Annotated in this window: 25 protein-coding genes and 1 tRNA gene; 17 read left to right on the forward strand and 9 right to left on the reverse strand. The window is 64.8% G+C overall.

Annotated elements, in window-relative coordinates:
• Positions 1-36 precede the first annotated feature (36 nt).
• Both LGM89_RS32260 and LGM89_RS32265 read left to right on the forward strand, forming a co-directional pair.
• Positions 37-112 (forward strand) — tRNA-His (locus LGM89_RS32260).
• Between the two features lie 825 nt (positions 113-937).
• Positions 938-1,738: a phosphatase PAP2 family protein gene (locus tag LGM89_RS32265; protein WP_179254810.1), complete on the forward strand. Its 801-nt coding sequence runs from the start codon at positions 938-940 to the stop codon at positions 1,736-1,738.
• A gap of 122 nt (positions 1,739-1,860) precedes the next feature.
• Here the strand turns inward: LGM89_RS32265 and LGM89_RS32270 are convergent, their stop codons facing one another.
• A complete protein-coding gene (locus LGM89_RS32270; protein WP_226275116.1) occupies positions 1,861-2,661 on the reverse strand; it encodes a VUT family protein in 801 nt (266 codons plus the stop codon).
• 542 nt (positions 2,662-3,203) lie between these two features.
• Between LGM89_RS32270 and LGM89_RS32275 the strand changes: the two genes are divergently transcribed.
• Positions 3,204-3,719: a GNAT family N-acetyltransferase gene (locus LGM89_RS32275; RefSeq protein ID WP_226207783.1), complete on the forward strand. Its 516-nt coding sequence runs from the start codon at positions 3,204-3,206 to the stop codon at positions 3,717-3,719.
• A 75-nt stretch (positions 3,720-3,794) separates the two neighbouring features.
• On the opposite strand, the gene LGM89_RS32280 is transcribed toward LGM89_RS32275, so the two are convergent.
• Positions 3,795-4,259 (reverse strand): plasmid fertility inhibition factor family protein, encoded by a 465-nt coding sequence (locus tag LGM89_RS32280; protein ID WP_089456141.1) that lies wholly within the window; start codon positions 4,257-4,259, stop codon positions 3,795-3,797.
• Between the two features lie 144 nt (positions 4,260-4,403).
• Between LGM89_RS32280 and LGM89_RS32285 the strand changes: the two genes are divergently transcribed.
• The gene (locus LGM89_RS32285; protein WP_226275118.1) at positions 4,404-4,979 is read left to right on the forward strand and encodes a hypothetical protein; all 576 of its coding nucleotides are present in this window, start codon (positions 4,404-4,406) and stop codon (positions 4,977-4,979) included.
• 227 nt (positions 4,980-5,206) lie between these two features.
• Positions 5,207-5,815 carry a hypothetical protein gene (locus LGM89_RS32290; RefSeq protein ID WP_226275120.1) on the forward strand — a complete coding sequence of 203 codons (609 nt, stop codon included), beginning with the start codon at positions 5,207-5,209 and terminating at the stop codon, positions 5,813-5,815.
• A gap of 430 nt (positions 5,816-6,245) precedes the next feature.
• On the opposite strand, the gene LGM89_RS32295 is transcribed toward LGM89_RS32290, so the two are convergent.
• On the reverse strand, positions 6,246-6,989 hold the full coding sequence (locus tag LGM89_RS32295; RefSeq protein WP_089494777.1) for a DUF695 domain-containing protein: 744 nt from the start codon (positions 6,987-6,989) through the stop codon (positions 6,246-6,248).
• An 86-nt stretch (positions 6,990-7,075) separates the two neighbouring features.
• Here LGM89_RS32295 and LGM89_RS32300 point away from each other — a divergent pair, with 86 nt between their 5' ends.
• From LGM89_RS32300 to LGM89_RS32315, 5 genes are all read left to right on the forward strand, one after another.
• Positions 7,076-7,459 carry a VOC family protein gene (locus LGM89_RS32300; protein WP_226275122.1) on the forward strand — a complete coding sequence of 128 codons (384 nt, stop codon included), beginning with the start codon at positions 7,076-7,078 and terminating at the stop codon, positions 7,457-7,459.
• Positions 7,460-7,505: 46 nt separating this feature from the next.
• Positions 7,506-7,814: a phosphatidylserine/phosphatidylglycerophosphate/cardiolipin synthase gene (locus tag LGM89_RS32305; protein ID WP_046546333.1), complete on the forward strand. Its 309-nt coding sequence runs from the start codon at positions 7,506-7,508 to the stop codon at positions 7,812-7,814.
• Between the two features lie 208 nt (positions 7,815-8,022).
• Positions 8,023-8,265, forward strand: coding sequence for a hypothetical protein (locus tag LGM89_RS37345; RefSeq protein WP_226121710.1), 243 nt, complete (start codon positions 8,023-8,025; stop codon positions 8,263-8,265).
• Positions 8,266-8,443: 178 nt separating this feature from the next.
• Positions 8,444-8,989 carry an aspartyl-tRNA synthetase gene (locus LGM89_RS32310; protein ID WP_089495285.1) on the forward strand — a complete coding sequence of 182 codons (546 nt, stop codon included), beginning with the start codon at positions 8,444-8,446 and terminating at the stop codon, positions 8,987-8,989.
• Between the two features lie 162 nt (positions 8,990-9,151).
• The gene (locus LGM89_RS32315) at positions 9,152-9,625 is read left to right on the forward strand and encodes a VOC family protein (RefSeq protein WP_046545626.1); all 474 of its coding nucleotides are present in this window, start codon (positions 9,152-9,154) and stop codon (positions 9,623-9,625) included.
• 74 nt (positions 9,626-9,699) lie between these two features.
• Here the strand turns inward: LGM89_RS32315 and LGM89_RS32320 are convergent, their stop codons facing one another.
• Positions 9,700-10,671 (reverse strand): sensor domain-containing diguanylate cyclase, encoded by a 972-nt coding sequence (locus tag LGM89_RS32320; protein ID WP_226275123.1) that lies wholly within the window; start codon positions 10,669-10,671, stop codon positions 9,700-9,702.
• A gap of 251 nt (positions 10,672-10,922) precedes the next feature.
• Here LGM89_RS32320 and LGM89_RS32325 point away from each other — a divergent pair, with 251 nt between their 5' ends.
• On the forward strand, positions 10,923-11,141 hold the full coding sequence (locus tag LGM89_RS32325; RefSeq protein WP_226275125.1) for a hypothetical protein: 219 nt from the start codon (positions 10,923-10,925) through the stop codon (positions 11,139-11,141).
• Between the two features lie 106 nt (positions 11,142-11,247).
• Here LGM89_RS32325 and LGM89_RS32330 read toward each other — a convergent pair whose 3' ends face one another.
• Positions 11,248-11,871 (reverse strand): phospholipase D family protein, encoded by a 624-nt coding sequence (locus LGM89_RS32330; protein WP_034201824.1) that lies wholly within the window; start codon positions 11,869-11,871, stop codon positions 11,248-11,250.
• A 340-nt stretch (positions 11,872-12,211) separates the two neighbouring features.
• Positions 12,212-12,700 carry a winged helix-turn-helix transcriptional regulator gene (locus LGM89_RS32335; protein WP_226275127.1) on the reverse strand — a complete coding sequence of 163 codons (489 nt, stop codon included), beginning with the start codon at positions 12,698-12,700 and terminating at the stop codon, positions 12,212-12,214.
• A 178-nt stretch (positions 12,701-12,878) separates the two neighbouring features.
• On the opposite strand from LGM89_RS32335, the gene LGM89_RS32340 reads away from it, so the two are divergent.
• Together LGM89_RS32340 and LGM89_RS32345 are read left to right on the forward strand one after the other, a co-directional pair.
• A complete protein-coding gene (locus LGM89_RS32340) occupies positions 12,879-13,316 on the forward strand; it encodes a PaaI family thioesterase (RefSeq protein ID WP_039358790.1) in 438 nt (145 codons plus the stop codon).
• A 147-nt stretch (positions 13,317-13,463) separates the two neighbouring features.
• Positions 13,464-14,516 carry an NADP(H)-dependent aldo-keto reductase gene (locus tag LGM89_RS32345; protein WP_226275129.1) on the forward strand — a complete coding sequence of 351 codons (1,053 nt, stop codon included), beginning with the start codon at positions 13,464-13,466 and terminating at the stop codon, positions 14,514-14,516.
• An 87-nt stretch (positions 14,517-14,603) separates the two neighbouring features.
• Here LGM89_RS32345 and LGM89_RS32350 read toward each other — a convergent pair whose 3' ends face one another.
• Both LGM89_RS32350 and LGM89_RS32355 read right to left on the reverse strand, forming a co-directional pair.
• A complete protein-coding gene (locus LGM89_RS32350; protein WP_226275131.1) occupies positions 14,604-15,890 on the reverse strand; it encodes an MFS transporter in 1,287 nt (428 codons plus the stop codon).
• A gap of 35 nt (positions 15,891-15,925) precedes the next feature.
• Positions 15,926-17,347: a M20 family metallopeptidase gene (locus LGM89_RS32355; protein ID WP_226275133.1), complete on the reverse strand. Its 1,422-nt coding sequence runs from the start codon at positions 17,345-17,347 to the stop codon at positions 15,926-15,928.
• 165 nt (positions 17,348-17,512) lie between these two features.
• Here LGM89_RS32355 and LGM89_RS32360 point away from each other — a divergent pair, with 165 nt between their 5' ends.
• From LGM89_RS32360 to LGM89_RS32375, 4 genes are all read left to right on the forward strand, one after another.
• The gene (locus LGM89_RS32360; RefSeq protein WP_226275135.1) at positions 17,513-18,466 is read left to right on the forward strand and encodes a LysR family transcriptional regulator; all 954 of its coding nucleotides are present in this window, start codon (positions 17,513-17,515) and stop codon (positions 18,464-18,466) included.
• Positions 18,467-18,530: 64 nt separating this feature from the next.
• Positions 18,531-19,658, forward strand: a complete 1,128-nt coding sequence (gene mnmH / locus LGM89_RS32365) for a tRNA 2-selenouridine(34) synthase MnmH (protein ID WP_089494785.1) — start codon at positions 18,531-18,533, stop codon at positions 19,656-19,658.
• Positions 19,655-20,713 (forward strand): permease, encoded by a 1,059-nt coding sequence (locus LGM89_RS32370; RefSeq protein ID WP_089494786.1) that lies wholly within the window; start codon positions 19,655-19,657, stop codon positions 20,711-20,713. The genes mnmH and LGM89_RS32370 overlap by 4 nt, the downstream gene beginning before the upstream one ends.
• A 101-nt stretch (positions 20,714-20,814) precedes the next feature.
• On the forward strand, positions 20,815-21,237 hold the full coding sequence (locus LGM89_RS32375) for a hypothetical protein (RefSeq protein WP_021157006.1): 423 nt from the start codon (positions 20,815-20,817) through the stop codon (positions 21,235-21,237).
• A gap of 36 nt (positions 21,238-21,273) precedes the next feature.
• Here the strand turns inward: LGM89_RS32375 and LGM89_RS32380 are convergent, their stop codons facing one another.
• Positions 21,274-22,107: an ABC transporter permease gene (locus LGM89_RS32380; RefSeq protein ID WP_089494787.1), complete on the reverse strand. Its 834-nt coding sequence runs from the start codon at positions 22,105-22,107 to the stop codon at positions 21,274-21,276.
• Positions 22,108-22,109: the final 2 nt, after the last annotated feature.

Consider the following 22,109-nt stretch of genomic DNA (forward strand, 5'->3'; position numbering starts at 1 on the left):
CACAAAAGCAGCGAAGAACAAAAAGCAGTAACAGTGGTGGCTGTAGCTCAGTTGGTAGAGTCCAGGATTGTGATTCCTGTCGTCGTGGGTTCGAGTCCCATCAGCCACCCCACAGAATTCCAAGCGGTATCAAGTTGTTAAAAACGGCACTGTCCCAAAAGACAGTGCCGTTTTTGTTTTGGCATTCCACAAAATGGAATTCCCAGTGCTTTCCGATTTTGTTTCGGTCGTACGCCCGTGCGGTTGTCGCGGGGTTCGCATGCAGGTCGGGCAGGGCGCCGCGCTCGCTCTGATGTTGGGTGCGTAATATGCACGCAAGTCATGGAATGCGAATCGATCGGCAATGACCTTCGCCTCGATCGTTTCGCTCATCAACTTCCCTCGGCATCCCTTGAATCCGTCGCGCGTGTAGTGCGTGCCGCGCCTCGGCGTGAACACGGACAGGCATTTCTTCGTGCCGAATCGCCTCCAACCGACCGGGGCGTGCCGCGAGCGTTGGCATGATTTCGAACGGCTCGATTACCTTGCGGCGCATCTTCCGGCATTGCATTGCGCGCTTCACGCGAGTGTCGACCGGCTAAGCGAGTGCCTTCGATCGACACAAGGCCGTCGAGACGCGGAAACGCCCCTTCAACGGCGGAAACACCGCAACCACCTCCGCCATGAGCGCCCGTTCCCGCGATGATTGATTTGGCTGGCCTATGACAAACGCCCAGTGTAATTTTTTGCCGGGCGTGATTGAATATGTGCTGACAGGACGGATACACCGTCAATAAAAAGCATGGCCGGGGAAAATATGAGAACGAGAGTATTGGGGGCGTTTGCGATTGCTTGGATGCTGACGGGTGTCATGTTTGCTGTCGATTTCGCGACCATGGGCCGATTTGGGCTGTCCCTCATTCACGAGTGGTATCCGCAATCGGTCGAGACGTGCGTCATGACGCTACTGATCTGCGGTGTCTTAGTCGGCATCGGACGTATCCCGCGCTATCGGGAAATTGCCGAAAAATTTCGCTGTCGGGATATCGCGCTCTCGGTCCTTTGCTTTCGAACCGTCACGATGAATGCGCAGGCGGCAGTGATTGCGACGTATATCGGGGCGGCCGTCAACCGTCCCGAGATCCAGGGTGCGCTTCTGGCGTGGGAGCAATCGTTCGGATTCGATTGGTTGAAAAGCTACCAATGGGTCGTACGTTACGAGGTTATTCAGCAAGTACTTTTGTTCGCATATAAAACCATTTCGTATCAGATGGTTCTGTTGTGCTTTTTATTCGGACTGTTGCGCCGAAAGCAAGAGCTTTGCGAGATGATGCTGATATTCGTGATTTCGCTGATATTCGTCGTTGCGATTTCGACGTGGTATCCGGCGGCGAGTGCATTCCCGTACTTCGGTATTATCGACTCCGGTCCGGCGTCTCACCTTTCTGATTATTTCAGTGCGAGAACTGGGGCGCCCATGGTGATGAATCCCATGGCGATGCAGGGAATCGTTTCGTTACCGTCATTTCATGCAGTCGTCGCGGTAATGTTGATCTACGTCACACGTAATCTTCGCTTCATTTTTCCCGTCGCGCTCGCGCTCAATTCGGTCATGCTGGCATCGACGTTCTCGGTTGGTGGCCATTACCTGGCAGATATCGGTGCCGGCGTGATCGTGGGCATCGTGACGATAGGGTTGGTGCGTCGCTGGTTCTTGGGGTATGAAATCGCGCGGCGACCGATCCTGACGGGACGCTGAATCAACCTTTCCACCGTCCGCATGCTTACTCCACGCGCTGAAGCTGACACGGGCTGGTACCTGCGCGTCGAACTTCTTCCATCAAAAAAGCGTAGTCAGCGATATCTGGACAGCGCTCGTCGTCACCGATCAACCACATTGCTCGCGATCCCCGCCTGAACCGTTCGAGTGTTTCTAAAAACCACCCACGACCACAAAGCGCCACCCGCCACCTTTGCAACGAACTGCAATGCGGCGATCGTCGGAAACACCGCCCCGAACGCAATAAGCGGAAAGACGATGGAGTCGACAGCCGCACCCGCGACGTTCGCACCGTTGGCGCGCGCCAGTATCGGAAAGCGACGTGCGAGTTGAAACACGATTGCACTTGCTACGGCTGCCGAACCGAACGCTGCGAGAGACGCGAGGGCGATTTCCTTGGCAGCCGGATTGAGCGCGTAACTGACAACACCAGCGGCCGCGATCAACGCAAGCATCCTTGACCAAAGCGCGCGACCGCGCCAGTCCAGATGGAGTCGGTCTCGAATCGCGAGATCGAGTCCGATCAGAAAGAACGCGATGATCGGTGTAGCAGCGGGTCCGAAATGAGCGACCATCAGGTTCGCGACAGCGACTGCTGCGATATAGATCAAGACGTACATGATTCCCCTGCAGTGAAGAGTGCGCGCTGCGCCGATTCGGAGCCGAAGTTTGCCATACATGGCCGATTGAATGGAGTGGTGCTTTGCTACGAGCAAGCCGGGTGGAGCTTCGCACGGTTGGCGGACGGCCAGCGTTGCGGGCGACAGGATATCGTCACTGTGTCGCCGGTTTTCATCAATGGATCTTCGACACGAGATTGGATGGCCGTATCCCGCCGACATGATGTTGCGAAGTTTCCTGTCCCAGCTAAGGTTCTTGCGCTCCGTGCCGTTATCTTCCATGGACAGCCCTCGTGCCTCGAATGCTGATCCGTTTTCTTGCCTGCTCGCGTTCCGCGTGAGCAGGCTTTTTTCGTTTATGGCCGCGCTTTGCGCATGAATGGCGGAATGGGACAGGGACTTGGCGTGAACCGACAGCGCGCAACAGTCTTGCATTGATGTAATGTGTCGGCTTCCTCGTGCCCTCATGCTTTGCAGGGCCGTTCGATCCCGACGACCAATGATGGTGTCGGGATTTTTTTTGCCTTCATTCCGTTGCACAGGCAACGAGTTGCAGCGACGCCCGGCGGGCAGGCGCTGACGCGATCGCGTCAGGCGTGAAGAAGACGAGCGCTGGCGGACGTCACGAGCTGGTGGGTGGCGACGGCGCATGCAAGGTACGCGCCGATTACGTGCGGAGTGCGATGCCGTGATTTCGTCGGCTCGGGACAGGCCGACACGGTATCGTTCGCACGCAGGTCGTCGAGGGTTGCATGCCGCAATGCGCGGTATATTTTGCGGCGGGATGTCCCGATCAAGAGAGCAAGCTGAAGGAGTGACCACCGATGCCGGAAACCCGGGCCACGCTGCGTGCCGCGACAGCGCACGACGCAAACCATATCGCTCGCCTGCACACGCTGAGCTGGCAAACCGCATACAGCCACATCCTGCCGGCTGCCTACCTCGCCGACGAGGTACCGACGGAGCACGCGAACCGATGGCGGCACTATCTGGATCGCAATGAAGAAGAGTGGGGGCTCGTGCTGATCGCCGAGGCGGATGGCGAGCCCGTGGGCTTCGTCAGCGCCGAGCGTCCGGTCGACCCGGTGCCTGGCGTGTTGCTCGACTGCCTGCACGTCCATCCTGCGCATCACGGAAGCGGCACGGGCAAGCGCATGATCGAAGCCGTTCGTGCCTGGGCGCGTACGTTTGGCGTGGACAAGGTCCACCTGAAGGTGCTGGAGGACAACGAACGCGCGATCGGTTTCTATGAACACAACGGATGGCAACTGGCGGGTATCGAGACGAGCCGCATCGGCCAGACGGAGGTCACCGACCGGATCTATGCGATACAGGCGTAGCGGCCTGGCGACGTTCGAGCGAACGGTCTCACGAGGTACGGCCGTCGCCGGGCGAAAGCCGAACGGACTCCGTCGCTACTCGCCGCAGTACCGCACGAGCAAATCGGCTTCCGTCTCGTGCACCTCGACGGGCAGGGTCGTTGCGCCTGCATAGGCCAGATAGCGTGCGCGATGCTGGCCGTTGCGGAACGACGCGACGCCGACCTTCGACAGGCCGGGGATGCCGAGCAGCGTTCGCGTTCTCGTCTCGCGAAACGTGATGTACGGCATGTCCGCAATCCTGTCCTGTTCAGGATCGAGGAATTCGCGAATGCCCGCGGCTTTTCCAGGGGCCCAGTACAGAACGGACGGCAACACGTAGTCCGTCGTGTCGCGGTCGGCACATGCCAGCAGTTTCGGCAGGTCGATCGTCACGACCCGATGGCGCGTATCGTCAGACGAGAATACCCGCTTGAGGTGCGTGTAGGCATAGGGTGTGTGCCCGGGAAGCTGGATCACCCAGACTTCTACGCCATTTTCCTGTGCGTGGGCGAGTGCCATTGTTTCCTCTGATGCCGCAAGCGGCCTTATTGATTCCAGTTTAGCAGCGCGATTGCGGCGGCGAGGCAGGACAATACCCGAAATAGGAAATCGGCCCGATTCGCGGCAGAACCTTGGCCGCGAGCAAAAGCGCGGAGAACAATAGTGAGCAAATCGATTGCGGTCATGTGTCGGCGATCGATATCGACAGGTCACGAGAATATCGCGATACTGCTCGCGGACATGATGCGCCGCGCGAATTTCATCGAAGATTCATACAGTGTCGAGGAACCCGATGCGCGGCACATCGTAAGTACAGAGCTGGCAGATCGACCGGAGAAAACCATGTCGTCGAAACTTGAAATCGAGTATCTCGATTACTGTTTCACCGCGATGCTCGAAATCAGGGCGTCCGGTCGGACAGGCGTTGTCGACTGGCATCTCGAATCCGATTCGCGAAGCAAGACGCTTACGTGGGTCGTGTTCGATCGATTTCTGGAGCGACATGATTTCGTCGATGAAGAGGATGCGCGTGCCAACATCATCGACTGGCTGGAGCGGCTGGCCGATCCGAGATCGGGCGCGCCGGTCGAAATGGCGAAGGCGAACGCGGTTGCTGCCGGGACGGTGGCGACGGGCGCATCGACCACATCGACTGCCGAAATCGTCGGCGAAACCGTCATCGATATCGCGGGCGAACTCGACTGGATAGAGATGGTCGCAGAATGGCTTTTCAGCTGACCGTCACGATGACGAAACCCGGTTGTCATGACGCGAGTCACGGCGTTCGCAAACTGCGGTTTCGAAAAAATCGGTGCAAGAAAATGAAACCAGAATCGTCTCGATCGGAAAAATAGAATAAACCTGCTTTGACAACACCTGCGACTTACCGGAGACTGGGCCCGGGCTGAAAATATCCGATTGAATTAAAACAAAATAAAACTCCAGACATGAAAAGAAGAACGCTGTTGACGGCGGGCGCGATCGTTGTCGCTGCCGGCCTGGCAGGCTGCACTGCCATGCTGTTCGAAGACGGCCATTACGAAGAGACAGTCGACCGATTCCTCGTCAGCGAGGACGGCAAGCAATTCGTCGTGCTCGGCAAGAAATATCACTACATCTTCGAGATGCCGGAGCATCTCGGCGCGGTGCTGGCATCGCCTTACCGGAAATCGATCGAGGCGTCGCTATCTGGGTTCGTCGCGCAGGGTAGCAAGATTTCGGGCGACTTCTCGCTGCGGCTCCACCGCGATCACATGACCGATGAGGACTGGAATCGTGCGCTGGAGGACGGCTTCACGAAGCTCGGAGACTGGGATCTGGGGATGAAGGGTGAACTGGCCGGATCGCGCTATCGCGCCGATGGTTTTGCGCAGGGCAAGACATGGTCGTCGTTTGCGCATGCGTACAAGATCCCGGTCACCGACCGCATCACGACGGCGGGCAAGGCCGTGCGCGTGCTCGCGACGCCTGTCACCCTCGCGGCCGACGGCGTGATGATGATCGGGGCCGTGGTGCTGTCGCCCGTCATCGTGGTAATGCTTGCGCCGGTCGCGGGCGTTGCGCTCGGACCGTGACGCGATCCGCGCGGCACGCGAGCGAACCAATTGCTGCGGCATTGTCACCAAATGGTGAGTTGCCGCACAGATCGTTGTGCGGCCCACGCTCACAATTTGGCCGGTTGACCGTTCTTCCCCGGCCCGGTCAACCGTTTCCCCGCTCGCTCGCGCAGGAGCGGGGGCTTTTTGCCCGTCCGACGCGGGAAGGCTGCGTCGACGGAACCGGACAGGCGTCCGGCGGGCGGCGTGAGCGCATCGATTGCGCGCCCCGGCATCCGTTCGCCTGGTCCGCACGAATCGCTTTCCTCGTGCCTGAGCGAACCCTCAGGCCCATCGCCGGTTTCGGCCGGTGATGCCTTGGTCCCGGCGGCGCGCAAGCATGCCGCCGGGATATTTTTTGCGCCGGATGCGTTGCATCACGTGTCGCACAGCGGGCAGGTCGACCCGCTCAGCCAGCCTGTTCGACGCTGGTTTCCCATCCGTCGTAATCCCCTCCGAGTGCACGCACTTCGTGGTTGATCGCGATCGTATGGCGCGTGATGTCGGCCAGCGCCATGGTGCCTTCATGTGAAAACCGGACCGCCGACTTGCCGTCCTCGGTGGGCGCCACCGATTCGACCGGATAGCCTTTCGATTCGGCCCAGTCCGCGAACTGATGCGCGTCGCTCGGGTCGGGGAAGTATGCCCAGTGCATCACGCGCCGGCTTACCTCGCTGGCGTCGCCTTTCTTCCGCAATTCATCCAGCACGCGCATGTCGCGCATGATCAGCCAGTCGTCATCGGTCGGGTAGAGCGTCTGCCAGTACGCTTCCTTGTCCGGATCGTCCTGATGTGCGTACTGCAGGGCGTAAGTCGTCTGATCGGCCAGCGTGTCGACGATCTCCGCCGCTGCCTCTTGATCGAACGGCACGTAGAAGAGGAAATCCCGGTGGCCGTCGACGGTGATGCGGCCAACCTGCACGCCCCCTTTCGCGGTGATCGTGGCGTCGAGCAGATCCTCGATCGTCGCGAGGTCGGTGAATTCGTCGCCGCTCGGCAGGCCTTCCGGTGTCGGATGCGCAAAGGGGACGCGCACGCTGAGCAGCGACGTGCGCGGATCGCCTTCGGCGATTTCCGCAAAGCTGTGGTTGAAGCTGATGAAAGCCTGATGGTCGCCCATTCTGGCAGGGAAGGTTCCCCAGGCGTCGGTCATGTGTTTCTCCCGTGCACGATTGTCTGTTGACGGTTGTAAAGCGTCCCAATGTATCATCGAAAATCACGTGGGCCGGAGAAGCGCGCATGATCGCGAGTCTGGGCATTCTGGTGCCGGTCGAAGACGATCGCTTCCGGGCGGTGGTGGATTTCTATCGGTTGGCGCTCGCGCTGCCCGTGCATGCCGAAGGCGTGTCGGCTGCGGGGAATCCGTGGCATCGCTTTGTCGTGAATGCGGCGACGTTGACCATCCATACGGGTAGCGGTGGCAAGTTTCCGTACCCTGAGTTTCGTCCGACCGGCCATGGCATTGCGCTGGCGATCGAAGTCGCGCACGTGTCGGAAGCCGTCGCGCGACTTGAGTCGTGTCGCGTCAGTATCCTGAACGAATGGGACTACGGCGACGGCACGATCGCGATTTCCGTGGCCGATCCGGCGGGAAACGTCTGCGAGATCTGGGGCCGTCCGTGACCGCGTATCGGTACGGCGGCCCGCAAAAAATTCGAAGGAGATGCCGATGTCGATGTTTGCGGTGAATGGCGTGCGAATCGATCCGCTCAGCGCGCGCGTGACGCACGTGCGCTGGGCGGCCGTGAATCCGGCTGACCGGTCGTGGGCGGCGACGCCGAGCGAAGCACCGGTGGCGGACGTGGCGCGCGCGCTCGCGTCCGGTAACGATGTCCGCGCAATCTTCTCGGCATCGGACGCCACCGCGATCGGGCCCCGGCTGAAGCGCGTGCTGTATCGCGATGCATCGGAAGGCATCGAGCTCGACATCGATGCAACGAACGAGTCGCGCACTTTGCGCGACCTGCCGCAAATCTGACCGGCGCGGCATGCGTCAGCGATGGCGCGTGCCGCCGCATGGAGGGCGGCACCTGGCCGAATGGCCGCTCGCGCGACGTCGATCGCGAGGAGTAGTATTGGATGGTCGCCATGCTGCATTGGCGGTTGCGCCGAACGGTCTGACGGGGCACGTGATCTTGAGCGAGCCCGTTTTCCCGGAAGCGAATATCGCAAACGCGTACGAAATCATGTCAAGACCGCTCATCGCCCTGTTGGCATCCGCTCTTTGTCTGGCGTTGTCGGCTTGCCAGACCGCGCCCGAGCCGCCTCCGCTCCCGTCGCCCGACACCGCGTCGGCTGCCGCGGCCGTGCCGGCATCTTCGCCGTCCGAGCCGATCCGTGGCGTCGGCCAGGCACCTCATCTGGCAGGGCAGAGCCACTGGGCCATTGGTCAATGCACGACCAACGGTACCGTCAAGGTGTGCAACTGAACATGACCGATGCCGACGGAGCGTGGCCGGTTCCGTGCGGACGAAGGCGTGTTGTCGTGCGTCGATGCTTACCGTCGTCGATACCGAGCATTTTGCGGCGACAGGCCGCCTGTCTCGGCGCGTCGATCGGGTATCCGGCCGCGATGAGCGGGTTGCCGTCGACGTGAGCGATTGCGCGATGAACGACGAAAGCGAAACCACCGATTCCGCCGGCTGGCACGTCGATTCCGACGCGGGAACCGTCGTCGGCCCGTTGCCGGTGACGCTGGCGGTCGACGGCCGGAGCCTGAAAAGAAGGGCGATCGCGTGCGCGGTGCTGGCCGTGGCGAGCCTGTGCGGTTACGCAGCCGCGCCGGCGCTTTGGCCGGTGGCGGCACTGGCCGTGTTGCTGGCGCTGGCGGGGGCCGCCTTCTTCGTGTCGTCGCGGCGCAGGATGGCGCTGCAGGTCGACGAGATGGGCTTCAGGCTGATCGGGGCTTTGCGCGAGCAACCCGTCACGCGATGGCGTGACGTCACCGAATTCCGGATCATCAGCGTCGCCGGAAATCGCTACATCGGCTACCAGTTCTCGGCGCTTTCATCGCGCAACAAGGTACCGGGTGGCGTGATGCTGCCGATCGCCCGGTTTGCCGATCTGCCGCTCGATGCGGTGGCGGGATTGCTGGAGGCATGCCGCCGGCAGTTCGGCGTGCCGGGCAACGAGGCCGACCTGACGCGCCGATGACGTCCGATGCGGGGAACCCGCGTGCGCCGATACCCGAGAAAACAAAAAAATGTCGGGCGCCGTGTCGATTTCCGCCAGGTTCGTCCGTCGTAGCATCGGAGGCGTGCGCATCGCGCGTCCGTCCCGATTCCGATACGACAACCGCCCGAAGGAGCGACACCCATGTCCACGTCCGTCAAACCGATCCCGGAAGGGATGCGCACGCTGACGCCGCACCTGATCTGCGCCGGCGCAACCGCAGCGATCGACTTCTACAAGCGCGCGTTCAATGCGAGCGAACAGTTTCGCCTGGCGATGCCCGACGGCCGGCTCGCGCACGCGTGCCTCGTGATTGGCGATTCGACACTGATGCTGGTGGATGAAATGCCCGAGCACGGCGCGCTCGGGCCGAAGGCACTGAAAGGCACGCCGGTGTGCCTGCACCTGTACGTGCCGGACACCGACGCGGCGATCGCGAAGGCGGTCGCGGCCGGCGCGACGGTCACGATTCCGGCTGCCGACATGTTCTGGGGCGATCGCTACGGACAGGTCGAGGATCCGTTCGGCCATCGCTGGTCGCTCGCGACGCATCAGCGCGACCTGACGCCCGAGCAGATCGCGGAGGCCATGGCCAGCGCGCCGCCGTGCGGAAGCTGATGCAACCACGCAACCGCAGTTGAGCGGCGGGGCGGCAGGGCGGCGACATGCGCCTGCGCCTGGTCCGCCCGCGCTTACTTGCCGGCCGTCTTGCCGCGCTGCTTGTCCTCGTACATCCGTTGATCGGCCGATGCGAGCAGGTCGGTCACGTCTCGATGCTGTGCGGGATCGTAATCGACATGCCCGACGCTGAACCGGATGTCATAGCCGCGTGCGTCGGCCGCGTTGCGCAGCGCAAGCGCCCGCGTCACGCGTTCGACCGGCTCGGCAACGTCGGCCGGATCGGTGGCGCTCAGCAGCACGACGAATTCGTCGCCGCCAAGCCGGGCGATCACGTCGCTGTCGCGCAGCGCGCCCGTCAGCGTGTCGGCGAAGGCCTTGAGCGCGTGGTCGCCTTCGGCGTGGCCGAAGCGGTCGTTGATCGACTTGAAATCGTTCAGGTCGAAGAACAGCAGCACCGCGTGACGGTCGAGGCGATCGCACAGGCTCAGCACGTGGCGGGCGAGAATCTCGAAGCCGCGCCGGTTGGTCAGTTGCGTGAGCTCGTCGGTGGTCGCGAAATGCAGCGCGGCGATCTCGCGCTCGGTCATGTGGGCGAGATCGCCGAGCAGCGCGAGCTCGTCGGGTTCGAGCGAGCGCGGCCGCGTGTCGATCAGGCAGAGTGTGCCGATGGGCGCACCGTTTGGCGCCGTGATCGGTCGACCGGCGTAGAAGCGGATGCCGGGCGCGCCGGTGACGAGCGGGTTGTCGTGGAAGCGGTTGTCGTTCAGCGCATCCTGGATCACCATCGTATGGCCCTCGTGCAGCGCATGGGCGCAGAACGACACGTCGCGCGACGTTTGCGTGACATCGAGCCCGGCATGGCTCTTGAACCACTGCCGATCGTCGTCGACGAGGCTGACGAGGGCGATCGGTACGTCGAACAGCCTGCGTGCAAGACGCGTCAGGCGATCGAAGCGCTCTTCCGGTGGCGTGTCGAGGATCGAGAGCGAATGAAGCGTATCGAGCCGGGCCGCCTCGTCGGCCGGTTTCGGTGCGATTTGCATGGGCCTTGTCTTTTGTCGCGGCTGCGAGGCCGGTTACGGGATCGTATGTCGGACAGTATCGCGCATTGTTCGGCGCATCGCCACGTTGCGATTCCGCCGACCGGGGGGCGACCCGGCACGAATCGATGCAGATGGGGTGAGAAGCAGGCGCCATGGGACCGCGTTTCGCCCCGATGCGCAATACCTCAAGGTACCCCGGCGCATTGCCGTAAACAGGGCGAGTCCATTCGTTCATCGCCGCCCACCGCACCATGGTTCGATTTCTGTACGCGGGCTATCTCGCGTTTGCGCTGTATCTTCTTTATCCGATGGTCCAGAACACGCTGGCATTCGGCGTCGTTTGCGTGAGCAGCGCGCTGCCCGGCGGCTTGCCGACGTCGTCGGCAAGCGGCGCGAGCGGACAGGCGAATCGCTGTGCGCCGACGACGCAGGCCGGTGCGGCGACCGGGCGGACGCCCGACATCCATTGAGTGCGGCGGCGCGCTGGCCATTCGGCTGAATTGAGTTGCGCGCCGCGCTCGCCGATCATCAGCAATACGGCGGATCGAACACGGGGCGCGCGCCGCGCGGCCTGCCTCAGTAGCTGGAGCGGTACGGCGTGCCCTGGTCGAAGCGGCTTTGCCAGTGCGTGAGATAACGCGACGCGAGTTGCGGGTTGTTCCACACCACGACGACGTTCTCGGAATTGCGGCTGGCCGCCGATGCGCTGTAGTTGAACGAGCCCGTTTCGACGTGCTCGGCGTCGATCACGAGGTACTTGTCGTGATGGATCGCATAGGCGTCGATCGTGCGCGTCGGGATGCCTGCGTTGACGAGCAGGTTCAGCGCCTGCTTGCTGCTTTTTGCGCGATTGCCCTTGTCGTCGACGACCACCGCGACATTCACGCCGCGTCGCTTGGCCGCGAGCAGTGCACGCGTGACAGGCGGCGACGTGAACGAATAGGCGGCGACGCGGATCGAGCTGCGCGCGGCGCCGATCGCTTTCAGCACGAGCGCTTCGGCACCGCCGTCGGGCGAAAACGCCGATTCGACGACCTGGGTCGCGGGTGCTTCGTGAGTGGGGGCCGGCAGCCAACGCGACACCAAGTCGATCGCCTGTTGAAGCAGCGATTCACTTTGCGTCTTGCCGAAGGCGGCGAACGGAGTGGCGAGCAGGGAGGCGGCGAGACAGGCAGCGGCGAGGCGATTGCGCGACAACATCTTGGACAGCGAACAATTTCGAGACAGCGGGCCGTGAGTGTAACGCAGACGTGGCGGCCCGGTCACGTGTGGATGAGACGGGATGAATCATCGCGATGGACGCGATGGCAGAGACGGTGACGCAAAGTTGCGTTGTGCAGGATCCGAGTGCGTGATCGGGTTGATCAGCGGCTGGAGTCGAAAGCAGCGCGCGATTGCGCGTGCGGTGGTGGGAGAGTCGCGGCATGCAAGCCCTGCGCGAGTGCAGCCGGGTGGGCTCGACGCAGGCACGCAACAGCAGCGTGAGTGCGACTAACGATCCGTGTGCGTTGCGCGTTCATTATGGACGCACGACGCTGCATCAATTCTCGTCCGCAGGCGCCCCGGCTGCCTCGACTGCAATCCACCCGGGGCCACGCTCCGGCTGCACGTCGCGTGCGTCGAGCGGCTCGCCGCATGCGGAGCATACGGTGACCGCATGCATCAGATGGCCGCAAGTGCGGTGACGCAACTGCACCGGCGGCCCCTGGCCGTCGTCTTTCCAGCGGTCGCCCCACGCCGTCAGCGCGAGCAGGGTCGGGTAGAGGTCGAGGCCCTTGTCCGTCAGCCGGTATTCGAACCGCGGCGGCCGCTCCTGATACGCGCGCTTGACCAGCACGCCTTCGTCGACGAGTCGCGCGAGCCGCTCGGCCAGCACATGACGCGTGAGGCCAAGCTGGGTCTGGAACGCGTCGAAGCGGCGGCAGCCGAGGAACGCGTTGCGGAGGATCAGCATGGTCCAGCGGTCGCCGAGCACGGCGAGCGTACGCGCGACCGAACAGTTCAGCGTGCCGATGTCATCCCATTTCATCGTCGAGTCTCTTGCATCCTTGGCGGCAGTTCAGCGAAACAGCGGGTTCGATTATAGAACCCGCCTTCGGTTGTAACGGGCCCGGCCACGTTGACAACGGCCGCCGTCGTTGTCAATAATGAGTTCCAATTTGGAACTTACTCGCGCGGCGACGCGCTTTCAACCCGGAGACAACCCGATGAACCCGCTTTCCTTGTCCGGTCTCGATCTGTTGCGCGCGGCGGTATCGGGCGATGCACCGCTCGCGTCGATTTCCGAGACGATCCCGATGCGTCCGCTCGACGTCGAACTCGGCTACGTGAAGTTTTCGGCGCGGGCGGACGGCCGGCACCTGAATCCGCTCGGCGGCGTGCACGGCGGGTTCGCCGCGACGGTGCTCGATTCGGTCACCGGGTGCGCGGTGCATTCGATGCTGGATGCGGGCGTCGGCTACGGCACGGTCGATCTGCATGTGAAGATGCTGCGGCCCGTGCCGCGCGACGTCGACCTGGTCGCGGAAGGGCGCGTGATCCACCTGTCGCGTTCGCTGGGCGTCGCGGAGGGCACGCTGAAGACCGCGGACGACAAGATCGTCGCGCATGCGTCGGCAACCTGTTTCATCCAGCGGCCGCAGTGACGGTGGGCGGCAGCGCCATCGTCCGGGCCGGCGCGTGAATCGCCTTGCCGGCGCCGAAGGCCGCCTGTAAGCGTAGACAGAGCCGGTCTGAAGCAGTCGCTTCAATGTGATAGCGTTCCTGCTTTCCACCGACGCGACAGGAGCAGCATGGAATACCGCACACTTGGCGATTCGGGCATCGAGGTCAGCCTGATCGGCCTGGGCACGATGACGTGGGGCGAGCAGAATTCGGAGCGCGATGCGCACGAGCAGATCGACTACGCGATCGGGCAGGGCGTCACGCTGATCGATGCCGCGGAGATGTATCCGGTGCCGCCGAAACCCGATACGCAGGGGCGCACCGAGGCGTACATCGGCACCTGGCTCGCGCAGCATCGCGCGCAGCGCGAGCGCATCGTGCTCGCGACGAAAATCGCGGGGCCGGCGCGGCAGCCGCACAATCCGCGCCATATCCGCGGCGAAGGCAACCAGTTCGACCGCAAGAACCTGACCGAAGCGCTCGACGGCAGCCTCAAGCGCCTGCAGACCGACTACGTCGATCTCTACCAGCTGCACTGGCCCGATCGCAGCACGACCACGTTCGGTCGTCCCGCCTATCCGTGGGTCGACGACGCCTATACGGTGCCGATCGAGGAAACCCTCGGCGTGCTCGCGGAATTCGTGAAGGCCGGCAAGGTGCGCGCGATCGGCGTGTCGAATGAAACGCCGTGGGGCGTCGCGCAGTTCCTGCGCGCAGCCGAGAAGCTCGGGCTGCCGCGCATCGCGAGCATCCAGAATCCGTACAGCCTGCTGAACCGCACGTTCGAGAACGGGCTGTCGGAATTCACGCATCGCGATGGCGTCGGCTTGCTCGCGTATTCGCCGCTCGCGTTCGGCTGGCTGTCCGGCAAGTACGAGAACGGTGCGCGTCCGGCCGGCGCGCGCATCACGTTGTTCGAACGCTTCCAGCGTTACAGCAGGCCGCAGGCCGTCGAGGCGACGTCGCGCTATGTCGCGCTTGCGCGACGTCACGGGCTGTCGCCCGCGCAGCTCGCGCTGGCGTTCGTCAACAGCCGGCCGTTCACGCGCAGCAACCTGATCGGGGCGACGTCGCTCGAGCAGTTGAAGGAGAACATCGGCAGCGTCGACGTGAAGCTGTCCGACGAGATCCTCGCCGAGATCGACGCGCTGCACGAACTGCAGCCGAACCCGGCGCCTTGACCGGAAGCAGGTGGCGCCCGGCCCGCGCGGCAGCGATGCCGCGACGGGCCGCACCGGCAGCGCATCGCTGCGCCATCGGTTCTTCCGTTATCGCATCTTGAGCCGCGTGCGCGCGACGAACAGCGCGGCGAGGCTCAGCAGCGCGCACCCCATCAGATAGAGCGCCGGCGACAGCCGGTTGCCGGTCGCGCTGATCAGCCAGGTGATGACGAACGGCGCGAAGCCGCCGAACAGCGTGACACCCGTGTTGTAGCTGACCGCGAGCCCCGTTGCGCGGGTTTGCGACGGGAACAGCTCGGCCATCAGCGCCGGCAGCGCGCCGCAATACATCGCCTTCAGCGCGCCGATCCAGACCAGGGCGGCGAGCATCGTCGCGAACGACGCGTGACGCGTGAGCCACGCGAACGTCGGGTACACGGTGACGAGCATCAGGACCGCCGCGACCGCCATCATGCGGATCCGCCCGGTACGATCGGACAGGTGGCCGACGACCGGTGTGACGAGCGTGAGCACGAAGCCGGTCGCGAGCGTGGCCGCGAAGCCCGTCGAGGCGGGCAGGCCGAGCTGCTTGATCGCGTAAGTCGGCATGTACAGGATCATGTAGTTGATCGCGGTCGAGATCACGAGCGCGCCGATCGACAGCAGCACCCGCACCTTTTGTTCCGCGAACAGCTCGCGCACCGGCGCTTCCGAGCGTGCCTGCGTCTTGAACTCGACGCCTTCGTCGACGTAGCGGCGGATATACAGCCCGACCGGGCCGATCGCGAGCCCGAACAGGAACGGCACGCGCCAGCCCCAGCTTTCGAGTTGCGGGGTTGTCAGCGTGGAGGTCAGCAGCGCACCGAAGCCAGATGCGAGCAGCGTCGCGAGGCCCTGGCTCGCGAACTGCCAGCTCGACATGAAACCGCGCCGCTGCGGCGCGTGCTCGACGAGGAACGCGGTCGAGCTCGCGAATTCGCCGCCCGCGGAAAAGCCCTGCATCAGCCGCGACAGCATGATCCCGAGCGGCGCGAGCAGGCCGATCGATGCATAGGTCGGCATCAGTGCGATCAGCAGCGTGCCGGCCATCATCATCGCGATCGACAGCAGCAGCGACGCCTTGCGGCCCGCGCGATCCGCGTAGGCGCCGAGGATGAAGCCGCCGATCGGCCGGATCAGGTAAGACAGCCCGAATGTGCCGAGCGTCAGCATCAGCGACGTCGCTTCGCTGGTGGCGGGGAAGAACAGCTTGGCGATCGTTACGGCGAAGAAGCCGTAGACGATCAGGTCGAACCATTCGAGTGCGTTGCCGATCGACGCCGCGAAGATGATGCGCCGGATCTTCGCGGCGCTGGGGCGGGCGGCTTCCTGCGAGGTCAGGGTGGTCGTATTCATCGTGTGTGCAGGTCCCGTGAAAGGGGCGAAGCGCGTTACAGGGCGGCGCCGGCCGCGGCGGGCGCCGCGCGGCGAGCGGCCGGCGCGTCGTCGCCGAGATCCCAGAAGAGGCCGGCCATCATCTGCAGCCCCTCGCTGACGACGCTCGCGAGCAGGTGCTCGTCCGGTGCGTGCTGCGAGCACGCCGGGTACGAGTGCGGCACCCACAGCGTCGGGAGCCCGAGCGTGTCGGCGAACACGTCGTTCGGCAGCGTGCCGCCGAGATTCGGCAGGATCGCGGGCTTCTTGCCGGTGGTCCGCGCGAGCGAAGCGACGGCCCAGCGCACCCACGGATCGTCCGGCGGCACGCGCGTCGCCGGTGCGCCGCGCTCGACGTCGATCTCGATGTCGGCGAAGCCGTGCGCATCGAGATGCGTGCGCAAATGCGCGTGCAGCGCCTCCCAGTCGGTGCCGACGACGAAGCGCAACTGGCAGTGCGCATACGCGGCGGGCGGGATCGCGTTGACGGGGTGCTCGGGGTTGCCGGCCTTGAACGCGAGGATCTCGAACGTGTTCCAGCCGAACACGCGCTCGGGCGCGGTGAGGCCGGGCTCGCCCCAGTTGGCGTCGAGCGCCGGATCGCCGGGGCCGCCGCCGACGGAAAGATCGGCGAGTGCATCGCGCACGGCCGCCGGGATCGGCGGCGGACGCAGCCCCGCGACGCGAATCGCGCCACGCGCATCGACGACGCTCGCGAGCGCATGCGCGAGCACGATTGCCGGGTTCCGCAGCAGCCCGCCCCAGTTGCCGGAGTGATGCGCGCCGTCGCGGGCGCGCAGGCTCAGCTTGAAATTGACCGAGCCGCGCGAGCCGAGGAACACCGTCGGGCGCGCGGCGGCGATGCGCGGGCCGTCGGAGGCGATCAGCACGTCGGCCGCGAGCGCGTCGCGCTCCTGGCGGCACAGTGCGTCGAGCCCCGGCGAACCCGTTTCCTCGCCCATCTCGATCAGCAGCTTCGCGTTGAAGCCGAGCCGGCCGCCGCGCGCGTCGAGCACGCTCGCCAGTGCGGCCAGGTTAATGGTGTGCTGGCCCTTGTTGTCGGCGCTGCCGCGGCCGTACCAGCGGTCGCCGTCGGCCGTCAGCGTCCACGGCGACAACGGCGCGCGCCACTGTGCGTCGTAGCCGCGCACGACGTCGCCGTGGCCGTAGATCAGCACGGTCGGCAGCGCGTCGTCTTCGTGGCGCGAGGCGAGCAGGAACGGGCCGCCGCCGTCGACGGGGTTGTCGACGATCCGCGACGTGAAGCCGAGGCGCGCGGCCTCGGGTGCGATCTCGTCGGTCAGGTAGGCGCGCAGCGCGGCTTCGTTGCCGCTGTCCTGGCTTTCGGTGCGCAGGCCGACGCGGCGGCTCAGGGTCGTGAAGATCGCACCGGATTCGAACTGGTTCAGCGCGTGCTGGATGGCGGCGGTACGGCTCAAGTCGGGTCTCCTCTGACGGGTTCCTGCACGCGCCGGATCGGGCACGCAGCGTGAAGTGCGATCGATTCTAGGAAGTCGTTTTTTTTGTCACAATGATCGAATTTCGAACCTTTCTTTGCCAAAAAGGCAAAGCGGCAAGCCCGGCAGCCGGGCGGAGACAGAGCGATGGCGGCTTTCCTGCATGGCCTGGCGTTGCGGTATTTCGTCGAGGTGGCGCGCACCGGCTCGATCAGCGACGCGTCCGCGCGGCTGCACGTGGCCGTATCGGCGATCAGTCGCCAGATCGCGAAACTGGAGAGCGAGCTCGGCGCACCGCTGTTCGAGCGCCGGCCGCGCGGAATGGCGCTGTCGGAGGCCGGCGAGCGGCTGCTGGCGTTCGCGCAGCGCAGCCTGCTGGAGGCCGAGCACGTGATGAAGGACATCGGCGGGCTCGACGCACTGCACGGCAGCCTGCTGAAGATCGCGTGCTCGGAAGGGTTCGCGATCGATTTCCTGCCCGGCACGCTGGCCAGCTTCAAGGCGCGCCATCCCGGTGTCGATTTCTCCGTATGGGTGGTGTCGCCGGCGGCCGCGACGCGGCGTGTGCGCGATGGCGATGTGGACGTCGCGTTGAGCTTCAGCCTCGCGCCGGAGAAGGGCGTGCGCGTCGACCACACCGAGCGCGCGCCGATCTTCGCGCTGGTGCGGCACGACCATCCGCTCGCGACGCGGGAAGCCGTGTCGCTCGCCGATGTCGCGCGTCACCCGCACGTGCTGCCCGAGGCCGGCACGACGGTGCGCCAGCTGATCGACATCGCGTGCGCGCTCGACGGGCTGCTGCTCGAGCCCGAACTGACGAGCAACAACACGGCGGCGATGTACGGTTACGCGCGGCGCACGGGCGCGGTGATGTTCACGGGGCTGCTGTCGGTGCGTGACCGTTGCGCCGCGGACGGCTTCGTCGTCGTGCCCGTGACGAACCCGCAGCTGCGCGAGCGCAGCATCCAGGTGCAGACGATGGCGGGGCGCGATCTGCCCGCGTCGGTTCGCGCATTCCGCGACCATCTGATCGACGCGATGCAGGCCGCGTCGGCGCCGCCGACTGCCGCGCGGGGCCCGAGAGGCCGGCCCGTGAGATAATCGCCAATCCGCCTTCCGTGCCCATGCGGCTCATCGAGCCGCATCGCCCCTGTTCGACGCCAAATTGAAGAACCTGATTGTCACCCTCGATCGCGCCGGCGAGTTCGACGAGATCATCGACGTGCGCACGCCGCTCGAGTTCGCCGAGGATCATATTCCCGGCGCGCTGAACGCGCCCGTGCTCAGCAACGAGGAGCGCGTGCTCGTCGGGACGATGTACCGCCAGGTGTCGCCGTACGAGGCGACCCGGGTCGGTGCGGCCATCGTCGCGCGCAACATCGCGCGCCATCTCGACACGACGTTCGCCGACCGCCCGCGCAACTGGCGGCCGCTGATCTACTGCTGGCGCGGCGGCAAGCGCTCGGGCTCGATGACGACCTGGTTCAACCTGATCGGCTGGAAGGCGCGCCAGCTCGACGGCGGCTACAAGGCGTACCGCCAGTCGGTGTGCGCGACGCTCGACTCGCTGCCGACGCGCTTTCGCTATATCGCGCTCGTCGGCCATACGGGCTGCGGCAAGACGCGTCTGCTGAACGCGCTGCGCGACGTGGGCGCGCAGACACTCGATCTTGAGGCGCTTGCATGCCATCGCGGTTCGCTGCTCGGCGCGCTGCCGGGCAAGCCGCAGCCGGCGCAGAAGGGGTTCGATTCCGGGCTCGTCGAAACGCTTGGACGTTTCGACCCCGAATGGCCCGTGTTCGTCGAATCGGAAAGCCGCAGGATCGGGCTCGTGCAGTTGCCGATCGCGTTGATCGAGGCGTTTCACGCAGGGCCGTGGGTGCATGTCGACGCGGCGCACGACGAGCGCATCGCATTTCTCCTCGACGATTACGCCCACCTGTTCGACGAACCGGACGCGTTCAAGGCGCAGCTTCATCGGCTGATCGGCCTGCATAGCCGTGAGCAGGTGACGCACTGGAAGGCGCTGATCGATGCGGACGCACGGGCCGAACTGTTCACCGAGCTGATCGACAAGCATTACGATCCCGCCTATGCGCGCACCTATCGCGCGACGTACAACAAGCCGAACCGGGCATTGACGTTCACGTTCCGGCCCAATGCCGCGGACGGGCGCGATCAGGCGCGCGCGCTGCTGGCCGAACTCGCGCAGGCCGGGTTGCCCGCATCGGCCGCGCTCGCCGCGGGCGCGACATCCGAAACCGACCAAGACCAATCGACGACCACACGATGACGACCACACGCACCCAACCCAGTCCCGCCCTCGGCTGGATGACCTTCCTGCTGATCGCGGTCGCGGGACTGTTTTATGTGAAATGGTTTCCGTACTACAACAAGGCGTTCGTCGCCGCCGAGCACCATTCGATCGGCCAGTCGATCCTGATGGGCACGTCGGCGACCGCGCCCGAGCCGTCGCTGAAGGCCGCGCTCGACTATGCGTGGGCGTACGGCAAGGCGATCTGGCAGGCGATGGTGCTGGGCCTGCTGCTCGGTTCGGCCGTGCAGGCGCTGCTGCCCGCGCACTGGGTCGCGCGCGTGCTCGGCCGCACCGGCTTCGGCAGCGTCGCCGCAGGCGGCTTGCTGTCGCTGCCCGGCATGATGTGCACGTGCTGTGCGGCGCCGGTCGTCGCGGGGCTGCGTGCGCGCCATGCATCGCCGGGCGGCGCGGTCGCGTTCTGGCTCGGCAACACGGTGCTGAACCCGGCGGCGCTGGTGTTCATGGGCTTCGTGCTCGGCTGGCACTGGAGTGCGCTGCGCCTCGTGCTCGGCATCGCGATGGTGTTCGGGATCGGCTATTTGCTGAACCGTATCGCACGCCCTGAAGACCGCAGCATCGACGATGCGCAGCTCGCCGCGCTGGCGGCCGAGCAGGCCGCGGCCGGCAATCCGTTCGTTCGCTGGATGAAGCTGCTTGCGCGCATGGCCGTGCGGCTCGTGCCCGAATACATCGTGCTCGTGCTGCTGCTCGGCGCCGCGCGCGCGTGGCTGTTCCCGCATATCGGCCCGGACATCGGCAATCATCTCGGCTGGATCATTGCATTCGCGGTCGCGGGCATGCTGTTCGTGATTCCGACGGCCGGCGAGGTGCCGATCATCCAGGCGATGCTGTCGCTCGGCATGGGCGTCGGCCCGGCCGCCGCGCTGCTGATGACGCTGCCGCCGATCAGCGTGCCGTCGCTCGCGATGCTCGCGCGTTCGTTCAAGCCTTACATGCTGGCGATCGTCGCGACGCTCGTCGTCGTGTTCGGGATCGCGAGCGGCCTGCTCGCGGTCGCGCTCGGGTTCTGACGCGCGCGGGCGGCGCGCCAGCAGGGCGCAATCGTCGTATTCATCCGGCGCCGCCGTTTCACGCGTGCGGCGCCATTTACAAGAAGCAAACAGGAAAACGCATGACCCAACCGAAGATCCATCCTCGACTCGAAAAGGCGCTGACGCGCGGCGATCTCGCGATCCGCCAGGCCAATTCCGCGCGGGCGACTGCCGTGCTGAACGCACTCGGCACGATGATCATCGAGGCCTCCGCAACGATCGGCGTCGAGGCCAGCATCGACATTCCGCAAGGCGACCGCATTTACGATCCGGTCAACGGCCTGTGGCCGCAGAAAATGCTGGTGTCGTTCGACGGCCCGGTGGACGAAGCCGACAAGGAAGAGCTGCGCACGGTGTATCTGTTGGCCGACGATCCGGGCACGCAGTTCCGCGTCGAATGGCATCGCGCGGACGGCAAGCTCGGCCGCCAGGAAGGCGGCCCGCTCGCGACCGTCGCGTTCCTGACCGACGTCGAGATCCCGTGGAGCGACGACGACGAGTAAGGCCGTCGCAGAAAGCCGGCGCCCGTGCGCCGGCCGTCAGCGCATCATCCGCCGCCGGAACAGCCACGCGGAAAGCAGGAATCCGCCGACCGCGTAACCGGCGAGCACCGCGACATGCAGCGCGACGTCGGTCGCCGGCCGGCCGAGCATCGCGGGCCGGATCAGCTCGACGGCATTCGCGAGCGGCAGCGCCTGCGCCGCATGCTGTGCGATCGGCGGCAACTGCGTGATCGGGAAGAACACGCCCGACAGCAGCAGCATCGGCGTCAGCACGAGCGTCTGATAAAACATGAAGAAATCGTAGGACGGCGCGAGCGCCGTGACGATCATCGCGATGCTGGCAAACGCGAGGCCCGCGAGCGCGATCACGGGCAGCGCCGCGAGCATCGACGGAAACCGCGCATAGCCGAGCGCCCCCGCGACGAGCATGATCGCGGCCCCCGACAGCATCGCCTTGCTGGCTCCCCAAACGATCTCGCCGAGCACGATGTCGCCGAGCGCGAGCGGCGTATGCATGATCGCTTCCCACGTGCGCTGCACGTGCATGCGCGAGAACCCCGAATACATCGACTCGAAGCTCGCGGACATCATCACGCTCGACCCGACCGTGCCGGCCGCGAGGAATGCGATATACGACACGCCGTCGACATGGCCGAGCATCAGCCCGAGCCCGAACCCCAGCCCGAACAGATAGATCATCGGATCGGCAAGATTGCCGAACATCGACGCGAGCGCGAGCTTGCGCCAGACGAGATAGTTGCGCCGCCAGACGGCGATCCAGTTGGTCGCGTTCGCGGGCATCGCGATCGCGAAGCGCGACACGCGCGGCGGTGCCGACGGTGCGGCGGTCGAATAGTTGCGGACATCCATGA

The sequence above is a fragment of the Burkholderia sp. AU31624 genome, assembly GCF_020420065.1.
Taxonomy (GTDB): Bacteria; Pseudomonadota; Gammaproteobacteria; order Burkholderiales; family Burkholderiaceae; genus Burkholderia.

Bases quoted from the DNA above. Each gene is read 5' to 3' on its own strand.
- LGM89_RS32265 (WP_179254810.1), top strand. From the start codon at position 938: ATGACGCTACTGATCTGCGGTGTCTTAGTCGGCATCGGACGTATCCCG.
- LGM89_RS32270 (WP_226275116.1), bottom strand. From the start codon at position 2,661: ATGGAAGATAACGGCACGGAGCGCAAGAACCTTAGCTGGGACAGGAAA.
- LGM89_RS32275 (WP_226207783.1), top strand. From the start codon at position 3,204: ATGCCGGAAACCCGGGCCACGCTGCGTGCCGCGACAGCGCACGACGCA.
- LGM89_RS32280 (WP_089456141.1), bottom strand. From the start codon at position 4,259: ATGGCACTCGCCCACGCACAGGAAAATGGCGTAGAAGTCTGGGTGATC.
- LGM89_RS32295 (WP_089494777.1), bottom strand. From the start codon at position 6,989: ATGACCGACGCCTGGGGAACCTTCCCTGCCAGAATGGGCGACCATCAG.
- LGM89_RS32300 (WP_226275122.1), top strand. From the start codon at position 7,076: ATGATCGCGAGTCTGGGCATTCTGGTGCCGGTCGAAGACGATCGCTTC.
- LGM89_RS32305 (WP_046546333.1), top strand. From the start codon at position 7,506: ATGTCGATGTTTGCGGTGAATGGCGTGCGAATCGATCCGCTCAGCGCG.
- LGM89_RS37345 (WP_226121710.1), top strand. From the start codon at position 8,023: ATGTCAAGACCGCTCATCGCCCTGTTGGCATCCGCTCTTTGTCTGGCG.
- LGM89_RS32310 (WP_089495285.1), top strand. From the start codon at position 8,444: ATGAACGACGAAAGCGAAACCACCGATTCCGCCGGCTGGCACGTCGAT.
- LGM89_RS32315 (WP_046545626.1), top strand. From the start codon at position 9,152: ATGTCCACGTCCGTCAAACCGATCCCGGAAGGGATGCGCACGCTGACG.
- LGM89_RS32320 (WP_226275123.1), bottom strand. From the start codon at position 10,671: ATGCAAATCGCACCGAAACCGGCCGACGAGGCGGCCCGGCTCGATACG.
- LGM89_RS32325 (WP_226275125.1), top strand. From the start codon at position 10,923: ATGGTTCGATTTCTGTACGCGGGCTATCTCGCGTTTGCGCTGTATCTT.
- LGM89_RS32330 (WP_034201824.1), bottom strand. From the start codon at position 11,871: ATGTTGTCGCGCAATCGCCTCGCCGCTGCCTGTCTCGCCGCCTCCCTG.
- LGM89_RS32335 (WP_226275127.1), bottom strand. From the start codon at position 12,700: ATGAAATGGGATGACATCGGCACGCTGAACTGTTCGGTCGCGCGTACG.
- LGM89_RS32340 (WP_039358790.1), top strand. From the start codon at position 12,879: ATGAACCCGCTTTCCTTGTCCGGTCTCGATCTGTTGCGCGCGGCGGTA.
- LGM89_RS32345 (WP_226275129.1), top strand. From the start codon at position 13,464: ATGGAATACCGCACACTTGGCGATTCGGGCATCGAGGTCAGCCTGATC.
- LGM89_RS32350 (WP_226275131.1), bottom strand. From the start codon at position 15,890: ATGAATACGACCACCCTGACCTCGCAGGAAGCCGCCCGCCCCAGCGCC.
- LGM89_RS32360 (WP_226275135.1), top strand. From the start codon at position 17,513: ATGGCGGCTTTCCTGCATGGCCTGGCGTTGCGGTATTTCGTCGAGGTG.
- LGM89_RS32370 (WP_089494786.1), top strand. From the start codon at position 19,655: ATGACGACCACACGCACCCAACCCAGTCCCGCCCTCGGCTGGATGACC.
- LGM89_RS32375 (WP_021157006.1), top strand. From the start codon at position 20,815: ATGACCCAACCGAAGATCCATCCTCGACTCGAAAAGGCGCTGACGCGC.
- LGM89_RS32380 (WP_089494787.1), bottom strand. From the start codon at position 22,107: ATGGATGTCCGCAACTATTCGACCGCCGCACCGTCGGCACCGCCGCGC.